Origin of the sequence: Lentzea guizhouensis (assembly GCF_001701025.1) — a bacterium.
Classification (GTDB): domain Bacteria; phylum Actinomycetota; class Actinomycetes; order Mycobacteriales; family Pseudonocardiaceae; genus Lentzea; species Lentzea guizhouensis.
Genome location: NZ_CP016793.1, coordinates 2,278,477 through 2,292,617 on the forward strand (window position 1 = coordinate 2,278,477; position 14,141 = coordinate 2,292,617).

General features: G+C 70.2%; 13 protein-coding genes. 6 read left to right on the forward strand and 7 right to left on the reverse strand.

Annotated elements, in window-relative coordinates:
- Positions 1-103 precede the first annotated feature (103 nt).
- The 3 genes from BBK82_RS11415 (at position 104) to BBK82_RS11425 (ending at position 4,884) form a co-directional block, all read left to right on the forward strand.
- Positions 104-1,876: an ABC transporter ATP-binding protein gene (locus BBK82_RS11415; RefSeq protein ID WP_065914984.1), complete on the forward strand. Its 1,773-nt coding sequence runs from the start codon at positions 104-106 to the stop codon at positions 1,874-1,876.
- Positions 1,873-3,723 carry an ABC transporter ATP-binding protein gene (locus BBK82_RS11420; RefSeq protein ID WP_065914985.1) on the forward strand — a complete coding sequence of 617 codons (1,851 nt, stop codon included), beginning with the start codon at positions 1,873-1,875 and terminating at the stop codon, positions 3,721-3,723. Before BBK82_RS11415 ends, BBK82_RS11420 begins: the two co-directional genes overlap by 4 nt.
- Before the next feature lie 555 nt (positions 3,724-4,278).
- Positions 4,279-4,884, forward strand: a complete 606-nt coding sequence (locus tag BBK82_RS11425; protein WP_065914986.1) for a DUF2537 domain-containing protein — start codon at positions 4,279-4,281, stop codon at positions 4,882-4,884.
- 3 nt (positions 4,885-4,887) lie between these two features.
- Here the strand turns inward: BBK82_RS11425 and BBK82_RS11430 are convergent, their stop codons facing one another.
- Complete coding sequence (locus BBK82_RS11430) at positions 4,888-5,679, reverse strand: TrmH family RNA methyltransferase (RefSeq protein WP_065914987.1); 792 nt, start codon at positions 5,677-5,679, stop codon at positions 4,888-4,890.
- Positions 5,680-5,888: 209 nt separating this feature from the next.
- On the opposite strand from BBK82_RS11430, the gene BBK82_RS11435 reads away from it, so the two are divergent.
- Complete coding sequence (locus tag BBK82_RS11435) at positions 5,889-7,385, forward strand: glutamate-cysteine ligase family protein (protein WP_065914988.1); 1,497 nt, start codon at positions 5,889-5,891, stop codon at positions 7,383-7,385.
- 3 nt (positions 7,386-7,388) lie between these two features.
- Here BBK82_RS11435 and BBK82_RS11440 read toward each other — a convergent pair whose 3' ends face one another.
- The 3 genes from BBK82_RS11440 to BBK82_RS11450 form a co-directional block, all read right to left on the reverse strand.
- Entirely contained in the window at positions 7,389-8,234 is an 846-nt protein-coding gene (locus BBK82_RS11440; RefSeq protein WP_065914989.1) for a hypothetical protein, read from the reverse strand.
- Positions 8,235-8,407: 173 nt separating this feature from the next.
- Positions 8,408-8,818 carry a hypothetical protein gene (locus BBK82_RS11445; protein WP_030467775.1) on the reverse strand — a complete coding sequence of 137 codons (411 nt, stop codon included), beginning with the start codon at positions 8,816-8,818 and terminating at the stop codon, positions 8,408-8,410.
- Positions 8,815-10,467: an ABC-F family ATP-binding cassette domain-containing protein gene (locus tag BBK82_RS11450; RefSeq protein ID WP_065914990.1), complete on the reverse strand. Its 1,653-nt coding sequence runs from the start codon at positions 10,465-10,467 to the stop codon at positions 8,815-8,817. Before BBK82_RS11450 ends, BBK82_RS11445 begins: the two co-directional genes overlap by 4 nt.
- Positions 10,468-10,558: 91 nt before the next feature.
- On the opposite strand from BBK82_RS11450, the gene BBK82_RS11455 reads away from it, so the two are divergent.
- The gene (locus tag BBK82_RS11455) at positions 10,559-11,182 is read left to right on the forward strand and encodes a superoxide dismutase (RefSeq protein ID WP_065914991.1); all 624 of its coding nucleotides are present in this window, start codon (positions 10,559-10,561) and stop codon (positions 11,180-11,182) included.
- 144 nt (positions 11,183-11,326) lie between these two features.
- On the opposite strand, the gene BBK82_RS11460 is transcribed toward BBK82_RS11455, so the two are convergent.
- The 3 genes from BBK82_RS11460 to BBK82_RS11470 are packed head-to-tail and all read right to left on the reverse strand — an operon-like array spanning position 11,327 to position 13,234.
- Complete coding sequence (locus tag BBK82_RS11460) at positions 11,327-12,091, reverse strand: ABC transporter permease (protein ID WP_065914992.1); 765 nt, start codon at positions 12,089-12,091, stop codon at positions 11,327-11,329.
- 10 nt (positions 12,092-12,101) lie between these two features.
- Positions 12,102-12,863 (reverse strand): Rossmann-fold NAD(P)-binding domain-containing protein, encoded by a 762-nt coding sequence (locus BBK82_RS11465; RefSeq protein WP_065914993.1) that lies wholly within the window; start codon positions 12,861-12,863, stop codon positions 12,102-12,104.
- Positions 12,860-13,234: a nuclear transport factor 2 family protein gene (locus BBK82_RS11470; protein WP_065914994.1), complete on the reverse strand. Its 375-nt coding sequence runs from the start codon at positions 13,232-13,234 to the stop codon at positions 12,860-12,862. Before BBK82_RS11470 ends, BBK82_RS11465 begins: the two co-directional genes overlap by 4 nt.
- Before the next feature lie 85 nt (positions 13,235-13,319).
- Here BBK82_RS11470 and BBK82_RS11475 point away from each other — a divergent pair, with 85 nt between their 5' ends.
- On the forward strand, positions 13,320-13,904 hold the full coding sequence (locus BBK82_RS11475) for a TetR/AcrR family transcriptional regulator (protein ID WP_218920607.1): 585 nt from the start codon (positions 13,320-13,322) through the stop codon (positions 13,902-13,904).
- Positions 13,905-14,141: the final 237 nt, after the last annotated feature.

Consider the following 14,141-nt stretch of genomic DNA (forward strand, 5'->3'; position numbering starts at 1 on the left):
TCGACCTAAGTCGAGCCAAGAGGCTCCGGGGAGCGGAAAAACCGGATGCTGAGTGTCGGTGCTCCTTCGTACTGTCGAGGAACACCAAGAGGGGGCTCATCGCGTGAGCGATCAACGGAACTCGACGATCAGGACGCTGCGGAGGTTGTGGCCGTACGTGCGGCCGCACCGCGCGCGGATGAGCGTCGTGCTGTCGGCGACGATGCTCGCGATGCTGTGTGGACTCGGCATCCCGTTGCTCACCCAGCGCATCGTCGACGGACCCATCCAGAACAAGGAGACCGCGGTCCTGCCGTGGCTGATCCTGGGCGTGCTGGCGCTCGGGCTCGGCGAGGCAGGCCTGTTCTACGTGCGGCGCAAGCTCGCGGCGCGACCCGCCGCCGAGGTCGAGGCCAGCATGAGGGCCGACCTCTACCAGCACCTGCAACGGTTGCAGGTCTCGTTCCACGACCGGTGGCAGTCCGGTCAGCTGCTCTCCCGCGCCACGAACGACCTGAGCACGATCAGGCGGTTCGTGGCGTTCGCCATCGTGTTCCTGATCGTCAACAGCGTGGTCGTGGTGATCGGGATGGGCATCATCGCCTTCCTGTCGCCGTGGCTGCTGATCGTGTCGCTGTGCGGTGCGCTGCCGTTGATCGTCATCTCGTACTTCTTCGAGGCGAAGTTCAAGGTCGTCGCGCGCCGGGCGCAGGACCAGGCGGGCGACCTGACCACGACGGTCGAGGAGTCGGTGCTCGGCATCCGGGTGCTCAAGGCGTTCGGGCGCGGACCCGAGCTGTCGAAGCGGTTCCTCGCACAGGCCCGTGAGCTGCGCGAAACCGAGCTGAAGAAGGTCTCGATCCTGGCCGCGCTGTGGTCGGTGCTGATCGTGCTGCCGGAGCTCTCGATCGCGGGCATGCTCGCGGTCGGTGCCATCGGCATCGTCAACGGCTGGCTCACGGTGGGTGCGCTGGTCGCGGCGGTGGCGGTCAGCGCGTACCTGCGGTGGCCGATCGACTCGATCGGGTGGCTGCTGGCCGAGACGAACCAGGCGGCGTCGGCGGCCGAGCGGTACTGGGAGGTCCGCGACGTCGAGGTGACGATCGCCGACCCCGCCGCGCCGGTGTCGCTGCCCGCGCCGATCCGCGGCCACGTGCGGTTCGAGGACGTGCGCTTCGCGTTCGAGGATGGTCGCGAGGTGCTCACCGGGATCGACCTCGACCTGCGGCCGGGCGAGACGCTGGCGCTGGTCGGCGCGACGGGTTCGGGCAAGACGACGCTGACGGCGCTGGTGCCGCGGCTGGCGGACGTGACCGGTGGCCGCGTGACGATCGACGGCGTGGACGTGCGGGACCTGTCGCTGGAGGACCTGCGGCGGGTGGTCGGCACGGCGTTCGAGGAGCCGGTGCTGTTCTCCGCGTCGGTGACCGAGAACGTGGCGCTGGGCGTGCCGGACGTCGACGAGGCGCGGGTGCGCGAGGCGTTGCGGGTGGCGAAGGCCGAGGAGTTCGTGGACGCGCTGCCGTGGGGCCTCGCGACGCGGATCGGCGAGCAGGGCCTGTCGCTGTCCGGTGGTCAGCGGCAGCGGCTGGCGCTGGCCCGCGCGGTCGTCGGGCGGCCGGCGGTGCTGGTGCTGGACGACCCGCTGTCGGCGCTGGACGTGCACACCGAGGCCGAGGTCGAGGGTGCGTTGCGGCGGGTGCTGCGCGGGGTGACGGCGCTGGTGGTCGCCCACCGCCCGTCGACGGTGCAGCTGGCCGACCGGGTGGCGATGCTGGTCGACGGCAAGATCGCCGCGGTCGGGTCGCACCGGGAGTTGCTGGACACCAACGACGAGTACCGCCGGCTGCTGTCCAGCATGGACGACGAGCTGATCGAAGAGGAGGTGGCGTCGTGAGTGAAGCTGTTGTGGCACAAGGAGCTGTCGCAGAGGAAGAGGAGTGGCGCGGCGTCGCCGCGGAGGAGATCGAGGAGCTGTCGCACTCGACGGGCCTGCGGCTGCAGGCCCGTTCGCGCCGGCTGCTGGGATCGTTGCTGCGCCCGCACGTCGCCCGCGCGTCGCTCGCGGTGGCGTCGGTGTTCGGCGGCAACCTCGCGAACCTCGCGGGGCCGCTGCTGATCGCCGTCGCCATCGACCAGGGCATCCCGGCCGCGATCGACGGCGGTGCGTCGATCCTGGCGTGGTGCGTCGCCGGGTACGCGGCGTGCGCGGTGGCGACGACGTTCCTGCGCTGGGCGTTCCTGCGGATCTCCGGCCGGGTCGGGCAGGACCTGCTGCTGGACCTGCGCGGGCGGATCTTCCGGCACTCGCAGCGGTTGTCGGTCGGCTTTCACGAGTCGTACACGTCCGGCAAGGTCATCTCCCGGCTGACCAGCGACGTCGACGCGATGCAGGACCTGCTGGAGGAGGGGCTCGACAGCCTCTTCAACGCGGCGCTGTCCGTGGTGGGCATCGCGGTGATCCTGCTGTGGCTCGACGCGCCGCTGGCCTCGGTCGTGCTGGCGGGCTTCCTGCCGGCGTACCTGATCTGGCGCTGGTTCCGCCGCCGTTCGATGGAGGCCTACCGCGGCACCCGCGGCGCCATCGCCAAGATCATCGTGCAGATCGTCGAGTCGATGAACGGCATCCGCGCGGTGCAGGCGTTCCGCCGCCAGCCGCGCAACGAGCAGATCATGACGGGCCTGAACGCCCAGTACCGCGACGCGAACACGGACGCGCTGGGCGTGATGGCGGCGTTCACCGCGACGATCCGCATCATCGGCAACGTGTCGCTGGCCGTGGTGCTGGCGTGGGGCGCGTACCGGGTGACGTCCGGTTCGCTGGAGCTCGGTGTGCTCGCCGCGTTCACCCTGTACCTGCGCCGCTTCTACGACCCGTTCGACGAGCTGGCGATGTTCGCGAACTCGTACTCCGCGGCCGCGGCGGCCCTGGAGAAGATCTCCGGCGTCCTGGAGGAGGAACCGTCGGTCCCGGAGCCGGTCTCGCCGGTGCCGTTGGCGCACGCGCGGGGCGCGGTGCGGTTCGCCGGCGTCGAGTTCCGCTACCCGTCGACCTCGCGGGTGGTGCTGCCGTCGTTCTCGCTGGACGTCCCGGCAGGCCAGACCGTGGCCCTGGTCGGCGCGACCGGCGCCGGCAAGACCACGCTGGCCAAACTGGTGGCCCGCTTCTACGACCCGTCGTCGGGTGCGGTGCTGCTCGACGGCGTCGACCTGCGCTCGGTGGCCGACGTGGACCTGCGCCGCGCCGTGACGATGGTGACGCAGGAGAACTTCCTGTTCTCCGGCTCGGTCGCCGACAACATCGCCCTGGGCCGGCCCGGCGCGTCCCGTTCCGAGATCGAAGCCGCCGCCGCCGAGGTGGGAGCCCACGAGTTCATCGCCGCCCTCCCCGCCGGCTACGACACCGACGTCCGCAAACGCGGCGGCCGCCTCTCCGCGGGCCAACGCCAGATGGTCGCCTTCGCGCGCGCCTTCCTGGCAAATCCCGCGGTCCTGGTCCTCGATGAGGCAACATCATCCCTCGACGTCCCCACCGAACGCGCCGTGCAGTCCGCCCTGGAAACCGTCCTGGCCGACCGAACGGCGTTCATCATCGCCCACCGCCTGTCCACGGTCCTGATCGCAGACCGCGTCCTGGTCCTGGATGGTGGCATTGTGGTGGAAGACGGCTCCCCGGAGGAGCTGATCGGTGAGCGGGGCCGGTTCGCGGCCCTGCACACGGCCTGGCGCGACTCGCTCGCGTAGGTCTGGGTCGCGTTCGCGCCAATGGGGATCTGGCGCGAACGCGATCCACGATGGAGCCTGAACGGCACTTGCCGGTAGCGCCTAGACGGCGGGTTCACACCGTGGTCGATCACCTTGGCACCGGGGTTGAGCGGGCACTGGCCGAAGTTCTGGAGTTCATCGCCGCTTCGCGACGACAGCGATTGGGGCTGTACCGCTGCCTGTCGCTGAAGGTCGAAAAGCCTCGCCTTCGGCTCGATCAGGCTCGCCTGGGGTGCTTGCTTCTCGTCTCGCTTCGCTCGATGACTCAGCCAGGCGCGGCTTTGCCGTGCCTGGCACCGCCCACCGTCCATCGGGGCTTCGAAACTGTCAGACCTGCTCGGTACGTTGGGTCGCGGGGGAACCAGGTGCGAGGGGGGACCCCTGCGGAAGCCTGCGTGGCGAGCCCAGGGCGGTGCCGTGGCGGGCCGCGGAAGGTCGTGGGGCGTGTGTGGAGCCGAAGCTGAGCTGTGCAACTCGTTCTCCCTCCCAGCCACGTCCGATAGGTTTTGCGCTACGACACCCGGAGGAGGGTCTGTGGAGTTGCGAGTTCGGGACGGCCGCGCCGTGCTCGCCGGGGAGGACGAGACCGGCGAGCGTGAGGTCGACCCGCACAGCCTGCCCCTCGGCGCTGATCTGGCCGAGGCCTTGCACGAGTGGGCGAAGGTCGCGGATGCCGTTGTGCGCACCGAGACGCCTGCTGACGGGGTGGCCAGTGCTCTGGTCAGGAGGCGGGGGAAGCAGCTCGCGGGCAGACTTGCGGCCGTCATGAACGCTCCGGTGCGGTACACGGACCCCGTCAGTGGCGAGTTGGTCAGTGTGGACGCGCCGGAGGAGGTGGAGCGTGCGGCCGTTCAGACGGTGGTGGGAGAGGAGCAGGAAGTTGAGCCGACGCCTTGGGGGACGGGGCTCACGGTCAGCTTCATCACGGCGGCCATCGTCACGGTGACGGTGGTGTCGTTGTCGCTCGGGCTTGGTGAGACCAGCAGGTGGTTGGCGCTCATCGCGAACGTGTTGGTCGTGGGTGGGCTGGCGCCGAGTGTGTGGCTCGGGCGCAAGGTGCCTGTGTGGCGGTGGGTGTCGTACGGCGTGGTGACCGGGGTGCTGGTGGCCTGGGTCGTGTTGATCCTGACGCTGCTCTAGCCCTCAAAGAAGCGCGTAGAAGGCGACGGCGCCGGCGGTGGCGACGTTCAGGGAGTCCACGCCTGAGGACATCGGGATGCGGACGGCCAGGTCGGCGGCGGCGATGGCCTCGTCGGTGAGGCCGGGGCCTTCCGAGCCGAGGAGGACGGCCACGCGGCGGCCGCGCAGACCGGCGTCCGCAAGGTGCAGGGCGGACGGGTGCGGGGTGAGGGCGGCAACCGTATAACCCTTTTGCCGCAACATGTTCAGCGTCGCGGGCCACTGATCTGTGGTAGCGAACGGCACGCGCAGGACGTGTCCCATGGAGACGCGGACGCTGCGACGGTACAGGGGGTCGCTGCAGCCGGGGCCCAGGATGACGCCGTCCACGCCCAGGGCGGCGGCGTTGCGGAAGATCGAACCCAGGTTCTCGTGGTCGCCCACGCCCTCCAGCACGGCGAGGCGCTGGGCGGTGTCCGTCAGGGCGTCCAGGTCGACGGCCGGGGCCCTGTCGGCGGCGGCCAGTACACCCCGGTTCAAGTGGAAACCGACGACCGACGCCATAACCTCTGCTGACGTCACGTAAGCAGGAACGTCCAGCTCAGAGAGGTCGAGCGCCTCAACTCGGCGGCGCACGCCGAGCAGTCCGCGGACCGGGTACGGGGAGGCCAGCAGGCGTTCCACCACGACCACGCCCTCGGCGATGACGAGACCGCGTCCGCCCGGCCGGTCGGGCCTGCGGTCGGCCGTCGACAGGTCGCGGAAGTCGTCCAGCCGGGGGTCGGCCGGGTCGTTGATCTCGATCACTGTTGCCACTCCGGAAGTTTTGCACCCGGCCTGAGGTGGAACAGGCCGGGTAGTCCGGAGGGCGGAACGCCACACGCCCGACCAGCGGATGATCGCTGGTTGTCACCCCGGCGTGACAGAGAGCACCGATTTGGGCGATGTCAACGTGGTTACCGCTGTGTCAAGTTGGGCGTTCCGCCTGGCCCGCGCCCACCGGCGCCGAGCGAAGGGGTAGCGGCATGGGAAGCGAAGTGTCCAGCCGCACGTTCACCAGAGACGATCGTCAGCACTACCGCTCCAAGATGCAGCGCAGCCTGGACGCCCTGGCGACGATGCTCGCAGAGGACACGTTCTCCTTTCCCCGTCGGCAGATGGGACTCGAGATCGAGCTGAACCTCGTCGACGACGCGATGCGTCCGGCGATGGCGAACTCCGAGGTGCTGGAGAAGATCGACGACCCCTCCTACACACTGGAACTGGGACAGCAGAACCTCGAGATCAACGTCCCGCCGCGCGAGCTCGCCGGCGGTGAGATGCTCGGCCTGGAAGAGGAACTGCGCCAGTCGCTCGACAGCGCGGACGCCAAGGCCAACGACGTGGGTGCGAACCTCGCGATGATCGGCGTGCTGCCCACGTTGCGGGAGCGGCACTTCGACCGGAAGTGGCTCTCCGACGCGCCGCGGTACGCGCTGCTCAACGACACCATCTTCGCCGCGCGGGGCGAGGAGATGGTGCTGCACATGGAAGGTCCGGCGATGCCGGGCAAGGGCCCCGAGAAGCTGCTGAGCTACGCGGAGTCGATCCTCCCGGAGGCCGCCTGCACGTCCGTGCAGCTGCACCTGCAGGTCGAGCCGACCGACTTCGCCGCGCACTGGAACGCCGCCCAGTGCCTGGCCGGGGTCCAGGTGGCGATCGCCGCGAACTCCGCGTTCCTGCTGGGCAAGGCGCTCTGGCACGAGACGCGGATCCCGTTGTTCCAGCAGGCCACCGACACCCGCCCGGACGAGCTCAAGAACCAGGGCGTCCGGCCGCGCGTGTGGTTCGGTGAACGCTGGATCACGTCGATCTTCGACCTGTTCGAGGAGAACGTCCGCTACTTCCCCAGCCTGCTGCCCGAAACCGACGACGAGGACCCGATCGAGGCCCTCGAAGCCGGTGGCGCGCCTCGTCTTTCGGAGCTGCGCCTGCACAACGGCACGATCTGGCGCTGGAACCGCCCCGTCTACGACGTCGTCGACGGTGTGCCGCACCTGCGCGTGGAGAACCGGGTCCTGCCCGCGGGTCCCACCGTCCTCGACACGATGGCGAACGCCGCGTTCTTCTACGGCGCCCAGCGCGCGCTGGCCACCCAGGAACGTCCACTGTGGACGCAGATGTCGTTCCAGGCGGCCGAGGAGAACCTCTACACCGGCGCCCGGCACGGGATGAACGCCCAGCTGTACTGGCCGGGCATCGGCTGGATCCCGCCGGACGAGCTGGTGCTGCGCCGCCTGCTGCCGATGGCGCACGACGGCCTGCGCGAGTGCGGCGTCTCCGACGAGGCCCGCGAACGCTACCTCGGCGTGATCGAACAGCGCTGCCTCGCCCGCCGCACCGGGTCGTCGTGGCAGCGGGAAACCGTTGCGCTGCTTGAGGATCGCGGCATGTCCCGGGACGCGGCGCTGTCCGGGATGCTCAAGCGGTACATGGAGCTGATGCACGCGGGCGAGCCCGTGCACACCTGGCACGTCGGCTGACGGTCAGCGGCCCAGCCCGGTGAGGAACTCCTGCCAGATCGTCCTGGACAGGTCGGTGTCAACGGCGCCGCCGGCCTCGTCCACGAACACCCCGACCGCGAGCTCCGGCGTGTGGCCGGCCGCCCACGGGGACGCGGCGAGCACGCACGCCGTTCCGCCGCACCCGTTGTTCTCCTTGAGCCGCGCGGTGATCCGCTCCGCGACCGCCGGGTCGACCGCGAGGTCGGCGACGCCGATCACCCGGTACAGCACCGAACCGTCCGCGGCGGTGACCGAGGTGATGAAGTGCGTCCTGCGCTGGACACCTCCGGCGGCGAGGGCGGCGTACGCGGCCGTCACGTCGAGCAGCCTCATCCGCGGCTGGGTCAGGGTCGTCAGACCTGCCTCGGTGAACGGCCGGGTGAGCTCCGGTCCCAGCGCGACGGACTCGCCGCCCGCCAGGTCCTTGAGCCGATCGAGGTTCAGGTAGGTCCGCACACCGCCGGACTCGGGATCGACGGCGGTCACCGCGGCGCCCAGTCCCTTCGGCGCGGCCAACCGGCCCACAGCGGCGGCGGCCGCGGTCTGCGCCTTCACGTCGACCGTCGTGCGGACGACGGCACCGGCGGGTTCGAGCTGCTCGAGCGACGTTCCCGCCTCGTCCAGCGCCGCGACCAGCCGCCGCACGAGGTCGGGCCGCGGCCCACCGTCCCTGCTGCCCCACAGCCTCGTGCCGTCCGCGTACTGCAGAACGACTTCCTTCGGCGGCACCGGAGCCGGCCGCGGCGGTTCAGGCCTCAGCCACACCACGGCGCCGACGAGCACCGCGACCAGAACGAGCGCACCGAGACGCGGCACGAAACGCTTCACGACTCCCCCGAATCGCCGTCTCCCCGGGGTGTCCGGCCCAGGGTGTGGCCCTAGTGCGGTGACCACGAACCTTTGCCGCGTTTCCCGGCGGTCAGACGGGTGCATAGTGGGGCCGGCCCCACGAGGTGCCCTGCTGAGCGTCGGGAAACACGGTGAAGATTGTGGTCACCGCACTAGCGGCGACGACCCGCTTTCAGCGGTGCCACGTCCGCGCCGTCGTGCGAGATCCGGCACTCGTCCGGCGTCACCGCCTCGACGGCCAGCGTCAGCTCGCCCTTCACGCCCGTGTAGATCGACTCGCCGCGCGAGGCCAGTGAGGCGTGCACGCGGTTGGAGTCGGTGAAGTCGCGTTCGTCCTTGACCCGCTTCTTGCCGGTCTCCTCCGGGCGCGTGGCGCTGCGCAGGTTGACCTCGAGCCACGCGGCCACCTCGGCCGGAGAGGTCAGCACCTCCTCAGGCGTGCGCTCCAGGCGGACCTGGCGAGGAGAGGCGTGGTCGAGCGAAGTGTGCTCCACGTAGGCGTGCCAGTGGGTGTTGCGCATCGACCAGGTCTGTTCGACCGGCCAGTCCTCCTCGGTGGTCATGCTCCATATCTTCCACCCTTAGCGCGTGGAAACGTGAGGAGGTCGCGCACGTTGATCTCGTGGTCCACCCGCACGGCCGAAGCGAGCCTCCGATCGTGCGTGACCAGCAGCAACGTTCCCTCGTAGGTCTCCAGGGCCTGTTCGAGCTGGTCGATAGCCGGCAAATCCAAGTGGTTGGTCGGTTCGTCGAGGACCAAACAGTTCGTGCCGCGCGCTTGCAGCAGCGCCAGGCCCGCTCGGGTGCGTTCGCCCGGCGAGAGCTCACGGGCGGGGCGCAGCACGGCGTCGGCGCCGACCCGGAACTTCGCCAGCAACGTGCGCACCGCGACCTCCTCCAGGCCCGTCGCGGCCGCCACGATCCGCACGACCGGCTCGGCGGAGCTGAACTCCGCCCGCAACTGGTCGACCTCGCCGACCACGACTCCCGGCCCGATCGAGCGTTCGCCGGACTCCAGCGGGATGCGGCCGAGCAGCGCGCCCAGCAACGTCGACTTGCCGGTCCCGTTCGCGCCGGTGATCCGCCACCGCTCCCCCGCGCCGATCGTGAGGTCGACCGGGCCCAGCGACACGTCGCCGCGGCTGACCACGGCCTGGCGCAACGTGAACGCGACCGAGCTGCCCCGTCCCGCGCTCGGCAGGGTCAGCCGCAGCTCCCAGGCCTCACGCGGCTCGTCGACCTCCCCCAGCCGCGCCAGCTGACGGTCCACAACGGACGCCTTGGCGCCGAGCGACTCCGCGGCGCGCTTGCGCCCGGCTCGGACGTTGCGGCCCGGTTCGTCGTTGAGCGCCTTGGCGTTCGTGGCCTTCCGCACGCCCTTGCGCGACCACTCCTTTGTCTGCCGCGACCGCTGGGCGAGCGAGTCGCGCTTGGCCGCGTAGGTCTCGTACTCCTCGTGCGCACGGCGGTCCGCGTTCGCCTTCTCCTCGACGTAGGCGTCCCAGCCGCCACCGAACACCGTGATGCCGTGGGTGAACTCGTCGAGCTCGGCGATCGCGGTCGTGGTGCGCGCGAGGAACTCCCGGTCGTGGCTGACCAGCACGATTGCGCCGGGGTAGCCGCGCACGTGCGACTCCAGGAGGTCGAGACCGGCCACGTCGAGGTCGTTCGTCGGCTCGTCGAGCAGCAGCACGCCTGCGCGGGTGAGCAGCACGGCCGCCAGCCGCAGCCGGGCCTGCTGGCCGCCGGAGAGCTGGTCCGGCGCGCGGCCGTCGAGCAGGTCGGCGGGCAGGCCGAGGCGGTCGCAGACGGCTTCCGCGCGTTCGTCGAAGTCACCGGCACCGATGGCGGTCCAGTGGTCGAGTGCGTCCGGGTAGTCCTCGCCGCCGCCTTCCGCGAGCGCCTCCGCCGCGCGTTGCAGCCGCGCCTCGGCCGCGCCGACGCCGGTGCGGCGGGCGAGGTGGTCGCGCAACGACTCCCCGGCGAGGTGGAGGGTCTCCTGCGTCAGATGGGCCACGGTTGCGGTGCTGGAGATCGTTCCGGTCTCCGGGACCAGCTCTCCGGCCAGCAGCCGCAGCAACGTGGACTTGCCGACGCCGTTCGGCGCGATCAGGCCGACGCGTTCACCAGGCGAAACATCGAGATCTACCTCCGCGATCACGGTCCTCGGACCGAACGACAGCGAAATATTCCTGGCTGTCAGCACGGACACGCTTTCGACGGTACGTGCCTCCGCAACTGGTTAACTCGTGCTTGTTGCTAGTAAGTTGCAAGTACCAAGCGATTGCAATTGGGGAGATATCATGGCCCAGTACGTGCTGCCGGATCTCGACTACGACTACGGCGACCTGGAGCCGGCGATCATCGGCGAGATCAACGAGCTGCACCACGGCAAGCACCACGCGGCTTACGTCAAGGGCGCGAACGACACGCTGGAGCAGATCGAGGAGGCCCGCGACAAGGAGTCCTTCGGCTCCATCGTCGGCCTCGAGACGACGCTGGCGTTCCACCTGGCCGGCCACGCGCTGCACCAGGTGTGGTGGAAGAACCTCAGCCCGAACGGTGGCGACAAGCCGGTCGGCGAGCTGGCCGCCGCCATCGACGAGCACTTCGGCTCGTTCGACAAGTTCCGCGGCCAGCTGAACGCCGCCGCGTCCTCGATCCAGGGTTCCGGCTGGGGCGTCCTCGCCTGGGAGCCGATCGGCCAGAAGCTGGTCACGCTGCAGCTCAAGGACCACCACTCGAACCTGTCGATCGCGACCACGCCGCTGCTCGCGTTCGACATCTGGGAGCACGCGTACTACCTGCAGTACCGCAACCTCAAGGCGGACTACATCAGCGCGCTGTGGAACGTCGTCAACTGGGAGGACGTCTCCGCCCGCTTCGAGGCCGCCCGCGCGGGTCAGAACGGCCTGCAGCTCGGCTAGTCCCGGCTGGTCCGGCGAAGTCTTCGGCGGTGGATGCTCCGACAAGCTCCCGCTGCCGGACACGACGAGGCCCCCGCTCTGCCCAGAGCGGGGGCCTCGTCCGTTCCCGAACTGACTGCCGCTCCCACCACGAAGCGACGAGACTTAGGTTAGCCTAACTTCTCCTTCTTGGGAAGCCCTGCGCACCAGACCCCTCGCGACCAGCTCGACCACGGTCGCGACGGCGGCCACCTCCACCGCGAGCAGGGCCAGCAGCACCAGCAGCTGCAACGCACCCGCCTGCCAGACTGGCGCCCCGCCGAGCAGCATCCCGACAAAAGCACCCGGAAGGGTGACCAGCCCGACCGTCCTGGTCTGGTCGAGCGGCGGCAGCAACGCCTCGGCGGCCGGCTTGCGGACGAGGAACCTCGCCGCCACCGGTTCGACGAACCCCAGCGCCAGCGCGGCCTCGTACTCGCCGTGGCGGTCCTTGAGCGTGTCGAGCGCCCTGCGGACCGACAGCGTCGTGGTGGTCATGGCGCCACCGATGAGGATCCCGCCGATCGGGACCAGCGCGATCCCCTTGATCGGCACGAGCCCCAGCCCGATCAGCAGCCCGAGCGCCGGCACCGTGCCGATCAGCACGGCCACGCCCACCCAGGCCCCCTGCCAGCCGGTCTCCGTGCGCCTGGCCGCGGTCGCCGTCGCCACGGTCGCCATCACCACCAGGAACGCACCGGTGAGCCCCAGGTGGGCGAGGACGAACGTGATCACCGCGCTGACGGCGGCGAGCTGCAGCACCGCGCGGACGGCGGCCTTGAGGAACGGGAGGGGCCTGGTGAGATCGGTGGCCCACGCGACTCCGGCGGCGGCTGCCGTGAAGACGACGCAGACGATCAGCAGCCGGACCCAGTCGGTGGTGATGACCATGCAGGGGGATTTACCACCGGTCGCGGTGCTCAGCCACGAATGCCTCGAACGATGTGGCCGGACGCCCTGTGACGTCCTCGACAGTGGTGGTCACGCGGTCCTCCGCGCCGTTCGCGATGCCCTCGTCGAGCGCGGCGAGCAGGGCGGCGAACTGGGCCGGCACGTGGCTTTCGAGGCGCTCGGCCAGTTCGGCCGCGCTGATCGAGCGGTGCCGGACCTCGACGCCGGTGTGCTCCGTGATGATCGCGGCAGCTTCGGCGTAGCTGATCGCCCGCGGCCCGGTGATCACGTGCTCGGTGTTGTGCGGCTCCCCGGTGAGCGCTCGTGCTGCCACCGCTGCGATGTCGTCGGCGTCCACGAAGGCGACGCGGCCGTCACCCGTGGCCGTGACGATCTCGCCCTGCCTGATGCCCTGTGCGACGGCGTGGTCGCCCACGAAGTTCTGCATGAACCACGACGGGCGCAGGACCGTCCACTCCGGAAGCTGCTTGACGAGCTGGGCGTTCGGGTCGTGCGGCAGCGCGGACGAGCTGAGCAGCACGACCCTGCGGTCACCCGACGCGTCGAGGAAGCGCTGGACGTGCGGCGCCGGGTCGATCTCGCCGACGGGCGGGATGAGGTAGACGGCCGTGGTGCCGTCGAGCGCGGGTTCGTAGGTCTCCGGGCGGTACCAGTCGAACCCAGTGCGGCGCGAGGCGATGCGCGGGTGGTCGAGCCGTTGCGCGACGCGGCTGCCGGTCGTGCCGGTGCCGCCGATGACGAGGACGGTCACGCCAGCTCCCCTGCGGCGAGCGGGTTCCAGTAGTCGCGCCACTCGACGATCTGCCCGTCCCGCGCGGTGATCACCACGATGTACCGGTAGCGGTACGGCTTGCCGGTCGCGACCACCTGGCCCTCGAGGTCGAACTCGGCCACCGTGACGTCCGGGTCGGCCGTCACGTGCACCTTCCGCCAGGGGATGTCCTGGACGTCGATCATCTTCGGGTAGTCGCGCAGGTAGTCGTGGATCGCTTGGCGGCCGCTGACCTCTTGGGGCCAGCCTTCGGGCGCGAACGGGAACTCCATCCGCCCGTCCTCGGCCCACAGGCCGGCGAACCCCGCCATGTCCTTCTTGAGCAACAGGTCGAGCGCTTGGTCGATCATTCCGGACTCCTCCGGTCAGGACGATACGGTTACGTCTCGACGTTAGATTAGACGGGACGGGACCGTATCGTCCACACTGCCTTCCGTGACCAAACGCGCCCCCACCGGAGCAGCCGTCCTGCAGCCGCACGTCACCGCCGCGATCTCCGAGGCCGTGCTGGACGAGCTGGCCTCGTCCGGCTACGGCCGCCTGTCGATGGAAGCCGTGGCCAAACGGGCGGGCGTCGGCAAGAGCGCGCTGTACCGGCGCTGGCCGTCCAAGCAGGACATGGTGATCGCCGTGCTGGCAGAGCTGAGCGTGCCGGCCGCCGAGGTCCCGCAGACGGGTTCGTTGCGCGCCGACCTGCGCGCGATGCTGCAGGCGGTGCACGACTGGCTGACGCACCACCGGATCGCGGCGATCCTGCCGGACCTGATCGCCGAGGGCGGCCGCAACTCGGCGCTGTCCGATGCGATCGCGATCGGCGTGGGCCAGCCGCGGCGCGACATCGCGTCGGTGACGCTGACGCGGGCGGTGGAGCGCGGGGAGCTGCCGGCGGACCTCAACGTGGACGTGGCGCTGGACGTGCTGGCGGGGCCGATCTACTGGCGGCTGGTGGTGCGGCGGGCACCGGTGGACGAGGCGTACCTGGACGAGCTGACGGAGTTCCTGCTGAGGTCGCTGGGCTGAGAACCACCCATCGCCGACCAGCACGAAGTACGCGTCAAGCGGCGCGATGGAGCCGATCTGCTGCTGGTGCGAGCCCGACCACCAACGCCCACCGGCACACCGCCGCGATCACCGCTGCCCGCGCGATGCGTGCGGTGTTCCTGCACGTCGGGCCTGATGCCGTGGGCGAGTGAGCACTTGGGTCGCCTCAGCTGAACGCCGTACGTCCACTCCGGAGAACGACGCCCGTCGGCACCG

Bases quoted from the DNA above. Each gene is read 5' to 3' on its own strand.
- BBK82_RS11435 (WP_065914988.1), top strand. From the start codon at position 5,889: ATGGGAAGCGAAGTGTCCAGCCGCACGTTCACCAGAGACGATCGTCAG.
- BBK82_RS11445 (WP_030467775.1), bottom strand. From the start codon at position 8,818: ATGACCACCGAGGAGGACTGGCCGGTCGAACAGACCTGGTCGATGCGC.
- BBK82_RS11455 (WP_065914991.1), top strand. From the start codon at position 10,559: ATGGCCCAGTACGTGCTGCCGGATCTCGACTACGACTACGGCGACCTG.
- BBK82_RS11460 (WP_065914992.1), bottom strand. From the start codon at position 12,091: ATGGTCATCACCACCGACTGGGTCCGGCTGCTGATCGTCTGCGTCGTC.
- BBK82_RS11470 (WP_065914994.1), bottom strand. From the start codon at position 13,234: ATGATCGACCAAGCGCTCGACCTGTTGCTCAAGAAGGACATGGCGGGG.